At 70.6% G+C, this 14,661-nt stretch carries 14 protein-coding genes and 1 pseudogene; 10 read left to right on the plus strand and 5 right to left on the minus strand.

Features of this window, described 5'->3' with window-relative positions:
- Positions 1-51: 51 nt before the first annotated feature.
- Both ACH442_RS19895 and ACH442_RS19900 read left to right on the plus strand, forming a co-directional pair.
- Positions 52-358, plus strand: a pseudogene (locus tag ACH442_RS19895) (hypothetical protein); the annotation flags it as partial.
- 65 nt (positions 359-423) lie between these two features.
- Entirely contained in the window at positions 424-1,374 is a 951-nt protein-coding gene (locus ACH442_RS19900; protein WP_396339525.1) for a hypothetical protein, read from the plus strand.
- A 363-nt stretch (positions 1,375-1,737) separates the two neighbouring features.
- Here the strand turns inward: ACH442_RS19900 and ACH442_RS19905 are convergent, their stop codons facing one another.
- A complete protein-coding gene (locus ACH442_RS19905) occupies positions 1,738-2,370 on the minus strand; it encodes a TetR family transcriptional regulator (protein WP_396339526.1) in 633 nt (210 codons plus the stop codon).
- 92 nt (positions 2,371-2,462) lie between these two features.
- On the opposite strand from ACH442_RS19905, the gene ACH442_RS19910 reads away from it, so the two are divergent.
- Positions 2,463-3,320 (plus strand): enoyl-CoA hydratase/isomerase family protein, encoded by an 858-nt coding sequence (locus tag ACH442_RS19910; RefSeq protein WP_396339527.1) that lies wholly within the window; start codon positions 2,463-2,465, stop codon positions 3,318-3,320.
- Between the two features lie 313 nt (positions 3,321-3,633).
- Here ACH442_RS19910 and ACH442_RS19915 read toward each other — a convergent pair whose 3' ends face one another.
- A complete protein-coding gene (locus ACH442_RS19915; RefSeq protein ID WP_396339528.1) occupies positions 3,634-4,056 on the minus strand; it encodes a hypothetical protein in 423 nt (140 codons plus the stop codon).
- Between the two features lie 43 nt (positions 4,057-4,099).
- On the opposite strand from ACH442_RS19915, the gene ACH442_RS19920 reads away from it, so the two are divergent.
- Genes ACH442_RS19920 through ACH442_RS19930 form a run of 3 tightly spaced genes read left to right on the plus strand, consistent with a single transcriptional unit; the run spans position 4,100 to position 7,464 of the window.
- A complete protein-coding gene (locus tag ACH442_RS19920; RefSeq protein ID WP_396339529.1) occupies positions 4,100-6,091 on the plus strand; it encodes an FAD-dependent oxidoreductase in 1,992 nt (663 codons plus the stop codon).
- Between the two features lie 15 nt (positions 6,092-6,106).
- Positions 6,107-6,919, plus strand: coding sequence for a crotonase/enoyl-CoA hydratase family protein (locus ACH442_RS19925; protein ID WP_396339530.1), 813 nt, complete (start codon positions 6,107-6,109; stop codon positions 6,917-6,919).
- A complete protein-coding gene (locus ACH442_RS19930) occupies positions 6,910-7,464 on the plus strand; it encodes a PadR family transcriptional regulator (RefSeq protein ID WP_396339531.1) in 555 nt (184 codons plus the stop codon). The genes ACH442_RS19925 and ACH442_RS19930 overlap by 10 nt, the downstream gene beginning before the upstream one ends.
- Before the next feature lie 79 nt (positions 7,465-7,543).
- On the opposite strand, the gene ACH442_RS19935 is transcribed toward ACH442_RS19930, so the two are convergent.
- Positions 7,544-9,034, minus strand: coding sequence for an IPT/TIG domain-containing protein (locus tag ACH442_RS19935; protein WP_396339532.1), 1,491 nt, complete (start codon positions 9,032-9,034; stop codon positions 7,544-7,546).
- A 96-nt stretch (positions 9,035-9,130) separates the two neighbouring features.
- On the minus strand, positions 9,131-10,120 hold the full coding sequence (locus tag ACH442_RS19940; RefSeq protein ID WP_396339533.1) for an enoyl-CoA hydratase/isomerase family protein: 990 nt from the start codon (positions 10,118-10,120) through the stop codon (positions 9,131-9,133).
- Between the two features lie 111 nt (positions 10,121-10,231).
- Between ACH442_RS19940 and ACH442_RS19945 the strand changes: the two genes are divergently transcribed.
- Complete coding sequence (locus ACH442_RS19945) at positions 10,232-11,473, plus strand: alpha-amylase family glycosyl hydrolase (RefSeq protein ID WP_396339534.1); 1,242 nt, start codon at positions 10,232-10,234, stop codon at positions 11,471-11,473.
- Between the two features lie 158 nt (positions 11,474-11,631).
- Here the strand turns inward: ACH442_RS19945 and ACH442_RS19950 are convergent, their stop codons facing one another.
- Positions 11,632-12,798: an MFS transporter gene (locus ACH442_RS19950; protein WP_396339535.1), complete on the minus strand. Its 1,167-nt coding sequence runs from the start codon at positions 12,796-12,798 to the stop codon at positions 11,632-11,634.
- Between the two features lie 111 nt (positions 12,799-12,909).
- On the opposite strand from ACH442_RS19950, the gene ACH442_RS19955 reads away from it, so the two are divergent.
- The 3 genes from ACH442_RS19955 (at position 12,910) to ACH442_RS19965 (ending at position 14,500) form a co-directional block, all read left to right on the plus strand.
- Positions 12,910-13,119, plus strand: a complete 210-nt coding sequence (locus tag ACH442_RS19955) for a hypothetical protein (protein WP_396339536.1) — start codon at positions 12,910-12,912, stop codon at positions 13,117-13,119.
- Positions 13,120-13,130: 11 nt separating this feature from the next.
- The gene (locus ACH442_RS19960; protein WP_396339537.1) at positions 13,131-13,880 is read left to right on the plus strand and encodes a L,D-transpeptidase; all 750 of its coding nucleotides are present in this window, start codon (positions 13,131-13,133) and stop codon (positions 13,878-13,880) included.
- Between the two features lie 89 nt (positions 13,881-13,969).
- Entirely contained in the window at positions 13,970-14,500 is a 531-nt protein-coding gene (locus ACH442_RS19965; RefSeq protein WP_396339538.1) for an SUKH-4 family immunity protein, read from the plus strand.
- Positions 14,501-14,661: the final 161 nt, after the last annotated feature.

Genomic DNA, 14,661 nt, shown 5'->3' on the forward strand with positions numbered 1-14,661 from the left:
GACGCCCTCGTACGAAGTGCGGGACGCCGAGGTCGTGCACCAGGTTCGACAGGGTGCTGGGCTGCGGGGGCTCGCCGGCGCGGCGGCCGGGGAACAGCCGGCGTGACTCGCGGTTGGTGGCGGTCCGCATGGTGGTGCGGTGGCGGCGCCGCGGTGCTGGTCACAGTGATCGGGCCGATGCTGTCCGGCTGGCCGACCGAGCCGCTCGCGCAGCCGGCCGCGTTCACGGTGATGGCGGCGGGCTCGCTGCTGACCCGCGACCGGGGTGCCCACGGACGTGGGCGCGACGATGCCGGCGGCTGCACCTCCCGGGAGTCACGTTAAAGAAACTTTAAGGAAAGCTTGCTCAGCGTCGTGAACTGCTGCCACATCATTGCTCGTACATCTCGGCACAAGCAGGACCGAAACGAAGAGGAGCCGTGCATGTATCGACGCGGAGTCAGCAGCCGGACGCGCAAGCTGGTGATGGGAGGTGTCGCCGCAGCGCTGCTCGGCTCGGCGCTCGCGGTCGGCACGGGGATGGGCCAGGCCGCCGTCCAACCCGCGGGCAACGCCGGAGCCGGCTCCGGTAACATCGACGCTTTGGTGCCGGCGCTGGGTTTCAGCCCGGGCAATCCGAACGCGACGGCCGACCGGGTGGGCCCTACCGGGGTGAAAGTTCCCGGTCGCTGCCCGCCCACTCAAGCCCAGGTGAACGCGCAGGTGGCGTTGAAGAATGCGAGCCTTCCGAGTGGAACGGACCTGGAAAGCCGCATTCAACGTTTCGAGAAGACCTTGTCGGCGATTCAGGACTTGAAATGCCCGGCGTCTTCCACGACTTTGCTGGGCCGCTTGAACTCCTTGACCGCGCTGCGTGGGAACGCGAACCGGGACAACATCCTGCGTGGTCTGGGTCTGAACGAAACGCCGGCGGATAAAGCCGCCGCAGGATCCGGTGACGCGGCCGCGGGTGGAACGACGGGGAACGCCGGAGCCGGCTCCGGTAACATCGACGCTTTGGTGCCGGCGCTGGGTTTCAGCCCGGGCAATCCGAACGCGACGGCCGACCGGGTGGGCCCTACCGGGGTGAAAGTTCCCGGTCGCTGCCCGCCCACTCAAGCCCAGGTGAACGCGCAGGTGGCGTTGAAGAATGCGAGCCTTCCGAGTGGAACGGACCTGGAAAGCCGCATTCAACGTTTCGAGAAGACCTTGTCGGCGATTCAGGACTTGAAATGCCCGGCGTCTTCCACGACTTTGCTGGGCCGCTTGAACTCCTTGACCGCGCTGCGTGGGAACGCGAACCGGGACAACATCCTGCGTGGTCTGGCTCTGAACGAAACGCCGGCGGATAAAGCCGCGGGGAATGCGGCGCCGCAAAACGCGCCGGCGAAATAAGCGGCTCGCAGAGCGGCACCGCCGACAACGGCAACCTGATCCTTCGCGGACCCTGATCCACCGCACGGAACCGCCTCGCCGGAGGCCCTCGAACCACGGGGGTCTCCGGCGCGTCCGTGTGTGGGCCATGCGCGCGGTGAACTTCGGCTACTTCGGCATGCTGAGACCGACCCCGGCGCCGAGGAGTATCGCGAGCCCCCTCGCGCACCGCCCCGGCGAGCTGCTCGGCGGCTGCCGGCCACGGTTCCGGGAGGCGCTGGCCGGGGAGCTTCGGCGAGCGCACCACCGGGATCCGTGGCGGGACGGAGAGCACGCTGAGGGCGGACCGTCCAGCTCTTGTGAACCCGGTCGGACGAGGTCTTTCTAAGCCGATCCCTCCGTAGGGGTCCGGTCGTCATCGTGATGGCACGGGTGGATCGGGGCCAGGGCTCCGAACGTGAGGTCGGTCAGGGCGCCGAGATCGTCGCGCCCGTTGCCGTCGACCCAGCTGTCGAGGGCGACCATCAGGCATCCCAGCGCCGCCATGGCACGCGTGCGCAGGGCCAGGGGTGACGTGGCGCCGGCGCCGGAACGCTCGGCCAGGTGGCCGGCCAGCGCGGGTCGCCAGCTCGCTTGCTTCTCGTGCAGTCGGCCCCAGAGGGCCGGGGTGTTCCACACCAGCCGCAGCAGCGCCAGCCCTTCGCCCGGCTCCCGGGTGAGCAGTGCGACAGCCGGGTCGACAGCCCGCCGTAGCGCCGTCCATTCGTCCTCGGTGGCGGGGCGGGACGCCAGGGCTGCCGACATGGCGTCGCCCAGCGGGTCGAACACGAACAGGACGACGTCCTCCTTGTTCCCGAAGTACCGCAGGAAGGTACTGCGCGAGACTCCGGCCGCGGTCGCCAGGTCGTCGAAGGTGACGTTGTCGAACCCGGCGTCGAAGAACCGGGGCAGAGCGATGCTTGCCAGCTCGCCCCGCACGGCGGCGCGCCCGATGGCGCGAGTACTAAGACCGGTCATGCACCCAGGATACGGAGACGAAGCCCACTTGCAGGTCTGCACCTGAGAACCTACCGTGATACTCAGTTTCAGATATGCAAAGGAGCGTCACCATGACGTACGAACTGCCCGGTCTCCACGTTGCCGTTGCCGATGGCGTCGCCACGGTGACACTCGACAACCCGCCGCTGAACCTGTCCGACGGCACGCTGCTGCCGTCTCTGCGCCGCTTCGTCGCTCAGGTGCGCGCCGATGCCGGCGTGCGGGTCATCGTGTTCGACAGCGCCGACCCGGACTTCTTCATCACCCACGGCGACATGCGCTTCGTCACCGACCCGGACGTGCTGGCCGCCGCGGGTGCCGCCACCATGGCCGCCAACCCCGGCGCCGAGTTCCCCCCGGCGCTGAACCTCATGCAGGTCGTGCACGAGGAGGTGCGCTCACTTCCCCAGATCACGATCGGCAAGCTCACCGGTCTGGTCCGGGGCGGCGGCAACGAGTTCCTGATGGCCCTCGACATGCGTTTCGCCGCGATCGGCAAAGCCGGGCAGTCGCAGCCCGAGGTGTTGCTGGGCATCATGGCCGGCGGTGGCGGCACCCAGTACATGACGTCGCTGATCGGGCGAGCCCGGTCCTTGGAACTGCTTCTCGGTGCGCAGCTCGTCGACGCCGAGCTGGCCGAACGGTACGGACTGGTCAACCGCGCTCTGCCGGCGGACGACATCGACGCCTTCGTCGACTCGCTGGCCCGGCGCATCGGCGCCCTCCGCCCGGAAATCATCGCCGCGGTCAAGACCGCCGTGAACGCCGCCGCCACCGCGATCACTCGGGAAGGGCTCGCCGTGGAGAACGAGATGCTCACCCCGCTCTTCAGTGCCGACGCCGCCGCGCTCGCGCACAAGCTGCTCGCTGCCGGCATGCAGACCCGCGAGGGTGAACGCAACCTCGAAGCCCTCCTCGCCCGGTTCTGATCCCCGGCCGGGCGACTTGGTGGCGCGGGACCTCAGCCACGCTGGGCATGGCTGAGGTCCCGGCTCGGCCGCCCGCCGGCGTACGCGCAGACGGCAACGCCGACGGGTTGCGGCCTGACGGTCACCAGCCCACAGGGCCGTTCACGTCGAAGAAGCTGCCGGTGGGGCCGTCCGCCGCGAGGGTGGCTGCGCGTACGACGACCTTGGCGCCTTGTGCTGGGGGCTGCGCTGCGGGGTCGGGGTTCATGTCGGTGGCGTTGGCCCCTGGGCACACCCGCTTTGACGATGAGCTCAGCGATCTGCCGGACGTGCGTCAGTACGTCGTCGAGCTTCTGGCTCGGCAGACCTGACGCCGGAGAAGGTGCCATGGCATGTCTTTCACTCCTCCGCCGAGAAGCTGATCGGCCAGTTGCACGCCTTGCACGCCGAGGATGCTGAGCATGCCAAGGTGAACCTGAGCAGCAGCCTGTCTTCCTCTCTGCTCCATGTCGAGACCGTCGTAGTGGCGGCTCTCGCGGTTCCTTTCCTGGTACGAGCGGCCACCGATCCGACAGTGCACCACCGAGCCGGCATCCTGCGTCTGGCCGCGGTACGGATCAGCCTGGTGATGGCGGATCGCCGAGCCGGAGCATGACCTGGTCGCCGTCGTAGATGGTGAGCTGGGTGATCCGGCTGAGTGGTTGGCGTAGAGCAGGACTACCGCGGCGATCCGGCTGCGAAGCAGTGCCGATGTCATAGTCACTTTCTTTACTATGCAACTCTTTGTATAGTCGCCATCCATGAGCCGGTATCCGACGCTGCTGAGCCCCCTGGACCTCGGCCACACCACGCTGCGCAACCGCGTGGTGATGGGGTCGATGCACACCAAGCTCGAGGACCGCGAGCGTGACCTGCCGAAACTCGCGGCGTATTTCGCCGAGCGGGCCAAGGGCGGCGTCGGCCTGATGGTGACCGGCGGCTACGCACCGACGTGGCGGGGCTGGCTGGCGCCACTCGGCAGCACGATGGCGACCGGGCGCCACGCCGACCGGCACCGGATCGTCACCGACGCCGTGCACGAGCACGACGGAAAGATTCTTCTTCAGGTGCTGCACGCCGGGCGGTACGGATACCACCCGTTCATCCAGAGCGCCTCCGCGAAGAAGTCGCCGATCACGCCGTTCCGCCCGCGGGCGATGTCGGCCCGGCAGGTCGACCGGACCGCGACCGCGTTCGCGCGCGCCGCCGAGCTCGCCCGGCGGGCCGGCTACGACGGCGTGGAGATCATGGGCTCCGAGGGTTACCTGATCAATCAGTTCCTCGCCGCCCGCACCAACGACCGCACCGACGTGTGGGGTGGCACCGCCGAGAAACGCATGCGGTTCCCGATCGAGATCGTCAAGCGCACCCGCGACCTGGCCGGCGACGACTTCATCGTGCAGTACCGGATCAGCCTGCTCGACCTCGTCGACGACGCGCAGAGCTGGGATGAGACCGCCGAGTTGGCCCGGCAGCTGGAAGCGGCGGGCGTGAGCCTGTTCAACACCGGCATCGGGTGGCACGAGGCCCGGGTGCCGACCATCGTCACGTCCGTGCCGCCGGGCGCCTTCACCTGGGTGACGCGGAAGCTGCGCGCCGAGGTATCGGTTCCGGTCATCGCGTCCAACCGGATCAACCGGCCGGAGGCCGCCGAGCAGATCCTCGCCGCGGGCGACGCCGACCTGGTGTCGATGGCCCGCCCGCTGCTCGCCGACGCCGAGTGGGTGGTCAAGGCCGCCGAGGACCGGGAACGCGAGATCATCACGTGCATCGCCTGCAATCAGGCCTGCCTCGATCACACGTTCCGGAACCAGCGGGCGTCGTGTCTGCTCAACCCCCGGGCCGGGCATGAAACCGAGCTGGTGCTGCTGCCGACCCGTACGGCGAAGAAGGTTGTCGTCGTCGGCGCGGGACCGGCGGGACTTGCCGCCGCCGTGGAACTGGCCGGGCGCGGGCACCGGGTGGAGCTTTTCGAGGCGGGCGACGAGATCGGCGGACAATTCCGCCTCGCCGCGCGGATCCCCGGCAAGGAGGAGTTCGCGCGGACCCTCGACTACTACCGCCACATGCTCGACATCCGCGGGGTGAAAGTCCACCTGGGAACGCGCGCCACCGTCGATGACCTGGCCGGGTTCGACGAGGTGGTCCTCGCGACCGGGGTCAAGCCCCGGGTTCCCGGCATCCCCGGCGTCGACCATCCGTCGGTGGTGACGTATCAGCAGCTCATCGACGGCGCGCCGGTCGGTGACCGGGTGGCGATCATCGGAGCGGGCGGGATCGGCTTCGACGTCGGCGAGTTCCTGCTGCACGGCCGGAACGAGCCGCTCGACGACTGGATGCGGCGCTGGGGTGTCACCGACCCCGCCGAGCAGCGCGGTGGCCTGGCGACGAAGGTGAAAGTGCCGGCGAAACGGGAGCTCTACCTGCTGCAACGCAAGGAAACCGCGGTGGGCGAGGGGCTGGGGAAAACCACCGGCTGGGTGCATCGGGCCACGCTTCAGGACGCGGGCGTGACGATGCTGCGCGGCGTCGACTACCAGCGGATCGACGACGACGGGCTGCACCTGGCCGACCGCGTGCTCAAGGTGGACACGGTGGTGCTCTGCGCGGGGCAGGTATCGGTGCGTGACCTCGAAGCGCCCCTGCGGGAGCGCGGCGTCCCGGTGCACGTCATCGGTGGTGCCGACGTGGCCGCGGAACTCGACGCGAAGCGGGCGATCAAGCAAGCGACCGAGCTGGCCGCTCGCGTCTGACCTGGGAGAAGAATCATGAAATATCTGTCCCTGGCGGTGGACGACGGCATCGCCCAGGTCAGACTCGACCGTCCCGACAAGCTCAACGCCCTGACCCTGGACACGCTCGACGAGCTGATCCGGACCGCCCGCGACCTGAGAAAAGATCGCACCCTGCGCGCCGTGGTGATCGCGGGGGAGGGCCCGTCGTTCTGCGCCGGCCTGGACATCGCCGGCACGCTGAAGACGCCCGCGCGGGTCGCGAAGGCGTTCGTCCCGGCGCCGTGGCGCGGCACCAACACGTTCCAGGAGGCGTGCTGGGCATGGCGGCGCATCCCGGTCCCGGTCGTCGCCGCGGTCACCGGGCACTGCTACGGCGGCGGCATCCAGATCGCGCTCGCCGCCGACTTCCGCTTCGCCACCCCCGACTCGAAATGGTCGGTCCTGGAAGGCAAGTGGGGGATCATCCCGGACATGACCGGCGTCCGCAGCCTCACCGAGATCGTCGGCCCCGACGTCGCGAAGCGGCTCACGATGACCGCCGAGCAGTTCAGCGGCACCGAGGCGCACCGGCTGGGCCTGGTCACCGAGCTGGACGACGAGCCGATCAAGGCCGCCACCGTGTTCGCCGAGAGCCTGCTGACCAAGTCACCGGACGCCCTCGCCGCCGCGAAACGCCTCGTCGACGGCGCGCTGACCGGCAGTGCTCGCCGCACCTTCGCCCGCGAGCGCTGGGAGCAGCTACGACTGCTGCGCCTGCCGAACACCGCCGCCCTGCGCCGCGCCGTGCTGAAGAACAGCGATCCGGAGTTCGGCCCCCGGGCCCGTAGGATTCGCCTGTGGCCCTGAGAAACGCCCTGCTGGCGGCGCTGATCGACCGGGAGTCGTCCGGTTACGACCTGGCCAAACGGTTCCGGGTCTCGGTCGCCAACTTCTGGACCGCGACGCCGCAGCAGCTCTACCGCGAACTCGACAAGCTGGAAGCCGAGGGCCTGCTCACGGCCCGCGTGGTGCACCAGGACAAGCGGCCGGACAAGCGGCTCTTCTCGGTCACCGACGCGGGCCGGGCTGCCCTGACCGAGTTCACCCGGCAGGATCCGAGACCCACCACCGTCCGTGACGAGCTGTTGGTCCAGGTCGAGGCTCTGGCCTGGGCCGACAATGCCGCGGTACGGGCGTCGATCGAGGCCCGGATCAAACAGAGCGAGCAACGCCTGGAGGCGTACGAGCGGCAGCTCGCCGACATCCTCGGCACCCGCAGCCACGAGGAGTTCCTGGCGACCGGGAACCGGATCGGCCCCTACCTGACACTGCAGCGGGGCATCAGCTTCGAACGCGAGAACATTTCCTGGGGCGAGCTGGCCCTCCGCGTCCTCCGGTCCCGCTCCGCCTGACCGCGGCCGAGGCGCGCCGGTTGATCGACGCGCTCGGCGACCTGTACGTCGACGGCATGTGGGTCTCCCGGGACGCGGCTCAGTCCAGGTCGGTGTAGTTGAACGTGGCGGACGGGGTGAAGCGGCTCGTCGTCCCGGTGCCGGCGGTGAAGGTCACCCAGGTCGGCCCGGCCTTGTCGGCCTTCGGGACCACGCAGGAGTAGGCGTTGCCCGAGATCGGTGTGCAATCCGCCGCGGTGCTGCCGAACTTGAAGTCCTTGGCGCCGGTCGCCTCGCCACCGGCGATCTTCACGGTCACCTTCGCCCCGCCGGCGACCTTGTCGCTGGTCGCGGAGAGGCTCACCACGACCGGGACGTAGCCGACGGTGGCCGCGGTCCCGGCCACCCCGTCGTGCAGGAGGGTGACGCTGCCGGTCGCCGCCGTCGAGGACGGCAGGGTCAGCTTGACGTGAGTCGCGTCGACCCAGGACGGGGTGACCTTGACCGTGCCGACCGACGCGGTGATCTTCTCGGCTGCGTACTCCTTGGCGGTGGCGCCGACCGTGCCGCCGGTGACCTCCAGGGTGACGCTGCCGCCGGACGCGCGTACGGCGGTGCCGTCGGCGACCTTGACGCCCAGCGGCGCCCGGTAGGTGACCAGCCCGGACGCGGTGCCGCCGGCGGAGGTGACGGTGACCGCGGCCGCGCCGTTCGCACCGGCCGGGACGACCGCGGTGATCTGGGTGGCCGACTTCACGGCGAAGCTGGTCGCCTTCGTCTCGCCGAACGTGACCCCGGTGACCTCGTCGGAGAAGCCGCTGCCGGTGATGGTGACGGTCTCGCCGCCGGCCGTCGACACCTTCGCCGGTACGACGCTGGTCAGCTTGGGCGCGTAACGGATCGTGTTCTCCGACGCCGGCCCCGTCACCCCGTCGTGGGTCAGGGTGAGTCTCTGCGCCGTGGACTTCGTCGAGGCGGGCGTGGTCACCTTGACGTGGGTCGCGTCGACCCAGGCCACGGCCGCGGTGGCGTCGCCGACCTTGGCGGTGAGCTTCTCGGCGGCGAACTCCTTGAACGTGGTGCCGACGGTGCCGCCGGTCACGGTCACGTCGACCGGTGTCCCGCCGGTCGGCTTGGCCCCGGTGACGTCCTTGAACGTCGCGGTCAGCGGTGCGCGGTAGGTGAAGGTGGCCGATCCGGCGCTGGTCCCGGCGCTGTTGGTGACCTTGACGAGGACCGCGCCGCCGGTGCCGGCCGGGGTGACGGCGGTCAGTTTGGTGTCGGAGACGACGGTGAACGACTTCGCGTTGACGTCACCGAACTTCACCGCGGCCGCGTTCCCGGCCTCCAGGGTGGTGAACCCGCTGCCGGTGACGGTCACGGTCGTCCCGCCCCCGGTCGTGCCCGAGACGGCGGAGACAGCGGTCACGGTGGGGACCTTCGTGACCGCCCGGACGCCGACGGACACGGTGGACGGTTCCGGCCCCGCGCCCCGGGTGATCGCCGTGGCCGGCGAGGAGGCGAGGGTGACCGCGGCGGCGGTCGCGACGGTCAGTGCGGCGGCCCGGCGGGCCTGCTGGGAGGTGGCCATGGTCAGTAGTTTTCGGGACGGTGAGTGTCGAGAAGTTCGCTCCTGGTTGCGACTCGGGTGCCACGCTTCTCCCCGAGGCCGCCGCAGCTGGGCTCGTCACCGCGCGAAACAGGCGTCGACCAGCGCCGGAGACACCTCGGCGAGAGTCGCCGGCCGCCAGCGCGGATTCCGGTCCTTGTCGATGATCTGCGCACGGATGCCCTCGGCCAGATCCGGCAGCCGCAGCATCGCCGAGGACAACCGGAGCTCCTGCTCGAGAGCAGATTCCAGATCCGGCAGTACGGCGGCAGTCCGCACCGACCGCAACGTGATCGCCAACGCGGTCGGTGACCGGGTCGCGATCTCCTTGGCGGCCGTCTGTGCCCCGGCGGCGGGGTGCGCGGCCAGCCGGGCGACGATCGTGGCCACGTCGTCCCCGGCGTAGCAGGCGTCGATCCACTCCCGGGCCTCCGCGAAGTCCCCCGGCGGCGGGCTGCCGGCGAACTCGGCGGCCCGGTGCGGCTCGGCGAGCAGCCGGGGCAGCAGTTCGGCCGGCACGAAGTGATCGGCGAGCCCGGCGGCGATCCCGTCGGCGGCCCCGACCGGTGACCCGGTCAGCGCCAGGTGCGTGCCCAGTTCGCCGGGCGCGTGCGCGAGCAGCCACGAGCCGCCCACGTCGGGGTGCATGCCGATGCCGACCTCGGGCATCGCCAGCCGCGACCGCTCGGTGACCACCCGGACCGACGCGTGCGCGGAGATGCCGATGCCACCGCCCATGACCAGCCCGTCCATGACCGCGACGATCGGTTTCGGGTACGCCGCGATGGTCGCGTTCAGCCGGTACTCCTGCGCCCAGAAGCCGATCGAGGCCGTCCCGCCGGAGACCGCGTCGGCGTGGATCATCCGGATGTCGCCGCCGGCGCAGAGCCCGCGTTCGCCGTTCCCGCTGATCACGACGGTCTCGACCGGCGACTCGACCCACTCGGCGAGCGCCCGCTCCATGATCGTCACCATCTCGGGCGTGAGCGCGTTGATCGCCCTCGGCCGGTTCAGCGTCAGCCGCCCGATCGGCCCGTCGACGTCCACGATCACCGGTTCGCTGTCCATGACCCTTTATAGCCGCCGTCGGTGTGGCCCCGGCTGGAGACCACCCCGCCGGTGTCCCGACTCCGCGACGACGGCTGATCCTTGCCCGGGTTCAAGTAGGGTGTGGCAGCGATGAGTGACTGGGCCGAGCACGTGATCTGGTGGCACCTCCACCCGCTGACCTTCCTGGGCGCGCCCCGGCAGGCGCTGCCGCCGGGCGCACCGGCCGAGCCACGCCTGCGCAACCTCGGGCCGTGGCTGGACTACCTGCTGGAGCTCGGGTGCAACGGGCTGGCGCTCGGCCCGATCTTCGCATCGGAGACCCACGGGTACGACACGGTCGACCACTACCGTGTCGACCGTCGCCTCGGCACCGAGGACGACCTGCGGTGGCTGGTCGACGAGTGCCGGGCCAAGGGGATCCGGGTGATGCTGGACGGGGTTTTCAACCACGTCGGCCGAGGCTTCGCGCACCCGGAGTGGTTCCGCCGGGACGGCGGCGACTACGCCACCTTCGAGGGGCACGGGCATCTGGTCGCGCTCGACCACGACGATCCCGAGGTCGTGGAGTACGTGACCGGCGTGATGCGGCACTGGCTGGACTTCGGCGTGGACGCGTGGCGCCTCGACGCGGCGTACGCGGTGCCTCTGCCCTTCTGGAAGAAAACGGCGGGCGCCATCGACGGCGGGTGGTTCGTCGGCGAGGTCATCCACGGGGACTACCCGGCCTGGGTCCGCGACGGCGGCCTCGACTCCGTCACCCAGTACGAGCTCTGGAAAGCCGTCTGGAGCAGCCTCAACGACCTGAACCTGTTCGAGCTGGCGTGGGCGCTGGAGCGCCACGACACGTTCTCGGCCGACTTCGCGCCGATGACGTTCGTCGGCAACCACGACGTGACCCGGCTGGCCAGCGCCCTCACCGACCGGCGGCACCTCGGGCTGGCGCTCGTCGTGCTGTTCACCGTCGGCGGGGTGCCGAGCATCTACGCCGGCGACGAGCAGGCCTTCCAGGGCGTCAAACGCGAGGCGGAGAACGGCGACGACGCGATCCGGCCCGCGTTCCCGTCCACCCCGGCCGGGCTCGCGCCGGACGGCTGGCCCGTCTACCGCCTCCACGAGCAACTGATCGGGCTGCGGCGGCGGCACCCGTGGCTGCACCGGGCGGTGACCCGCCCGGTGCACCTGGCCAACAAGCAGTTCGCGTACGAGGTGTCGGCCGGCGACCATCGGCTGATCGTGCTGCTCAACGCGGCCGACCACGGCCACGACTTCCCGCTGGAGACCGGGCCGCTGCGCACACTGCTGACCCACGACGGCGCGGACAACGGCACGTTCGTGGCCGGCCCCGGCTGGAGCATTCTCGAACCCGCCTGACCCGCACCGCTCCTCCGACCTGCGCGAACCGCCTTGGGCGGCGGCTCGGTGCTGGTGGCCCGATCTGGTCTGCCGCCGGTGCCCTGCGGCGTTCGCAGCGGCGCTGCCGGCGGCCCGGCTGCGCCGGCTGGACCTGCGCCTGACCGGCATCCGCGGCCCTAGCCCAGGGCCGGGGTCAGCGACAGCAGCATCGCGGAGGCCGCCGCGAAGAACGCCGCGCCGACGTAGACCAGGCCGGGGAACGTCCACGCGAAGACCGCCCCGGCGACCAGCGGCACCACCGTCTCGGCGACCGCGGCCAGGCTGGTCAGCGCACCCTGCACGGTGCCCTGCTCGTCCGGCCCGATGCCGCGCGACAGCCACGAGCTGACCGCCGCGCCGGCCGCCGAGGCCAGCACCGCCACCGACTGGAGCAAGTAGAACACCCACGGGACGGTGACGAACGCGAACCCCAGGAAGACGACGGCGCTCAGGACCGTCCCGGCGACCGCGGCCGGCTTCTCACCCAGCCGGCGGACCACCGGACCGGCCGCCCGCGCCTGGAACAGGGACCCGGCCAGCGCGCCGGCCGCCATCACGATGCCGACGTGCACGGTTCCCCAGGTGAACTGGTAGGTCAGGAAGAACGCCCACGTCGACTGCTGGATCATCCGCGCCAGATCCGCGTGCAGCCGCGCGTGCGCGAGCCGCCCGAGCACCGGCCGTCGCAGGACCGCCGCGATCGCGGTGAACGGGTTGACCAGTCCGAGACTCAGAGGCGTGCCGCGGTCGCCGGGACGCGACTCCGGCAGCACGAGCAGGCCGTAGGCGACGTTCACGAACGACATCCCGGCCGCGGCCAGGAACGGCAGTCGCACGTCGACCGCGCCGAGCAGACCACCGAGAACCGGGCCGGCGACAAAACCCAGGCCGAAGGCAGAACCGATCATCCCGTACGCCCGGGGCCGCTCCTGCGGCGTGCAGACATCCGCGACGTACGCGTTGACGACCGTGTTCGTCCCCGCGCACGCACCGGCGAGCGAGTGCACGATCAGAAGCGGCCACGGGCCGGACGTCACGGCGTGCGCGAGCCAGTCGGCGCCGAGGGCGGCGAGGGACAGCAGCAGCACCGGCCGGCGGCCGTACCGGTCGGAGAGCCGCCCGAGCAGCGGCGCGGCGGCGAACTGCAGCAGGCCGAAGACCGACCCGAGCAGCCCCGACCACAGCGCCGCGTTGGCGGTGACCGAGGTCAGCAGGGCCGGCAGGATCGGCACGACCAGGCCGAGCCCGAGCATGTCGACGAAGACGGTGATCAGCAGAAAGCGAAGGGCGGGGGCCCGGTGCATCGATGGCTCCTGAGTGAGGGGAAGGGCAGGGCCCCTCCCGGACTCCGACCACGAGCACGGAGGATCAGATTATCTGTGCTGTCAAATCATTTTTCCGTACGCGATGCAGTCGTGCGTGACGGTGCCGCGGTCGGCCTGTACTGGCCGGCCACCCTGCCGGAGTTCCGCCTCCGTGGCCTGGGCCGGGCGATCCTGAACCGCGCCTTCGAGGTCCACCCGGACCGCCCGTTCACCCTGGTGGCCACCGAAGCGGGCCGTCCGCTCCACGAATCGCTGGGTTTCCGCACCGTGGCGATGGCCACCTGGTACATGCGCGCCTAAGGTCAGTGGTCATGCGCAGGCTTCTCGTGGTGCTGGTCCTGATGACGACGGCGATCGTGGCGCCCGCGGCCCCGGCGGCCGCCGCGCTGCCGTCCGGTCTCCAGCATGTCGGCAACGCACGGCAGCTGATCGTGGTGACCGGGCACGGCTGGAAGTCGACCGGGGCGACGCTGCGCGCCTACCAGCGCAACGCCGACGGCACGTGGCGTCAGATGTTCGCCGCCATGCCGGCCCGGGTCGGTTACGCCGGCTGGGCGTGGGCGTCACGCCGCGTCCAGGACACCGGGACGACCCCGGCCGGCACGTTCGCCATCACGCAGGCGTTCGGGGTGCGCGCCAACCCGGGAACGAAACTGCCGTATCGCAAGGTGGACGGCAACGACTACTGGGTGGGGGACAAGCGCGACCCGCGGACGTACAACGTCTTCGAGCCCTCGGCCTCGAAGAACCGCACGTGGCGCGTCTCGGAGGCGGAGCGCCTGGCCGCCTACCCGACGCAGTACGCCTACGCCGCGGTGATCGACTTCAACCGCCCGGCCGGTGTCCGCTGGGACGCCGGGCGCGGTGAGTACCTGACCGGCACCCCGTCGCACGTCGGCCGGGGCTCGGCGGTCTTCCTGCACGCCAGCGGCAAGGGCTCCACCGCGGGTTGCGTCTCGGTCAGCCGGGCCGACGTCGCCGCTCTGCTGAAATGGATGAGCCCGGGCCTGCACCCGCGCATCGTGATGGCCCCCACTGCGGCGGATCTCACCAAGGCCTGACCGCGGACGGTTCCGTGTCGCACCTCGTGTCCCCGATGGACATATGACACTGTGTGGCAGACCGGGTTTTCGACCGAGAGGACGGCGGCGTGGCAGCTACGCGAACGGACTGGCGGGAACAGGTCACCGCGGAGGAGATCCGCGCGGTCTGGGGCGACCGGGTCGAGCCCGTCGACACCGCCCTGCTCCACCCCGGCCTGTCCGACTCGGTGCGGGACTTCCTGACCACGGTGGGCCTGCCCACGGTCAAGGTCCGCGACCTGGTCCCGGTCCGCGACGAGCGACTCGGGACGACCATCGAGCACGACGGCCGGCCGTATGTCCCGCTGCTGGTCAGCGGCAACGACCGCTACCGCCTCGGCGTCGACCCGGCCACCGACCGGGTCGTCTACCTGGCCGCCGACCCCGAGTTCGACCAGTACGTGAACGCCCACCCGGCCCTGTTCGTCTACTTCCTGGGCCTCTTCGCGACCGGCTTCTGGGAACGTCCCGAGCCCACCGAGGAGATCGGCCGGCGCTTCGCCGCCGACATGTACTCCGCCCTCGAACACCGCGACCGCGAGGCGGTCGACGAAACCAGCTGGTGGACTGCCCAGCTCACCCAGGCCGAAGCCGACTGACGATCCCCGTCGGCCGGGGGTCAGGGGTGCCTCCGGCGGTTCGAGCCACCTCTGAGTGCCGGCTGAGGCCGTGTGGCTGATGCTCGGGGGCGTCTCGGGGGGAGGGGCGGCTCAGGGCGTACCGCAATCGGGTCTTGATCCTGGGGATCCGAACGGTGACG

The sequence above is a fragment of the Actinoplanes sp. NPDC020271 genome, from assembly GCF_044388125.1.
Lineage (GTDB): Bacteria > Actinomycetota > Actinomycetes > Mycobacteriales > Micromonosporaceae > Actinoplanes.

Coding starts and splice junctions, on each gene's coding strand:
- ACH442_RS19945 (WP_396339534.1), top strand. CDS start 10,232: ATGAGTGACTGGGCCGAGCACGTGATCTGGTGGCACCTCCACCCGCTG.
- ACH442_RS19900 (WP_396339525.1), top strand. CDS start 424: ATGTATCGACGCGGAGTCAGCAGCCGGACGCGCAAGCTGGTGATGGGA.
- ACH442_RS19925 (WP_396339530.1), top strand. CDS start 6,107: ATGAAATATCTGTCCCTGGCGGTGGACGACGGCATCGCCCAGGTCAGA.
- ACH442_RS19920 (WP_396339529.1), top strand. CDS start 4,100: ATGAGCCGGTATCCGACGCTGCTGAGCCCCCTGGACCTCGGCCACACC.
- ACH442_RS19940 (WP_396339533.1), bottom strand. CDS start 10,120: ATGGACAGCGAACCGGTGATCGTGGACGTCGACGGGCCGATCGGGCGG.
- ACH442_RS19950 (WP_396339535.1), bottom strand. CDS start 12,798: ATGCACCGGGCCCCCGCCCTTCGCTTTCTGCTGATCACCGTCTTCGTC.
- ACH442_RS19935 (WP_396339532.1), bottom strand. CDS start 9,034: ATGGCCACCTCCCAGCAGGCCCGCCGGGCCGCCGCACTGACCGTCGCG.
- ACH442_RS19915 (WP_396339528.1), bottom strand. CDS start 4,056: ATGACATCGGCACTGCTTCGCAGCCGGATCGCCGCGGTAGTCCTGCTC.
- ACH442_RS19905 (WP_396339526.1), bottom strand. CDS start 2,370: ATGACCGGTCTTAGTACTCGCGCCATCGGGCGCGCCGCCGTGCGGGGC.
- ACH442_RS19960 (WP_396339537.1), top strand. CDS start 13,131: ATGCGCAGGCTTCTCGTGGTGCTGGTCCTGATGACGACGGCGATCGTG.
- ACH442_RS19910 (WP_396339527.1), top strand. CDS start 2,463: ATGACGTACGAACTGCCCGGTCTCCACGTTGCCGTTGCCGATGGCGTC.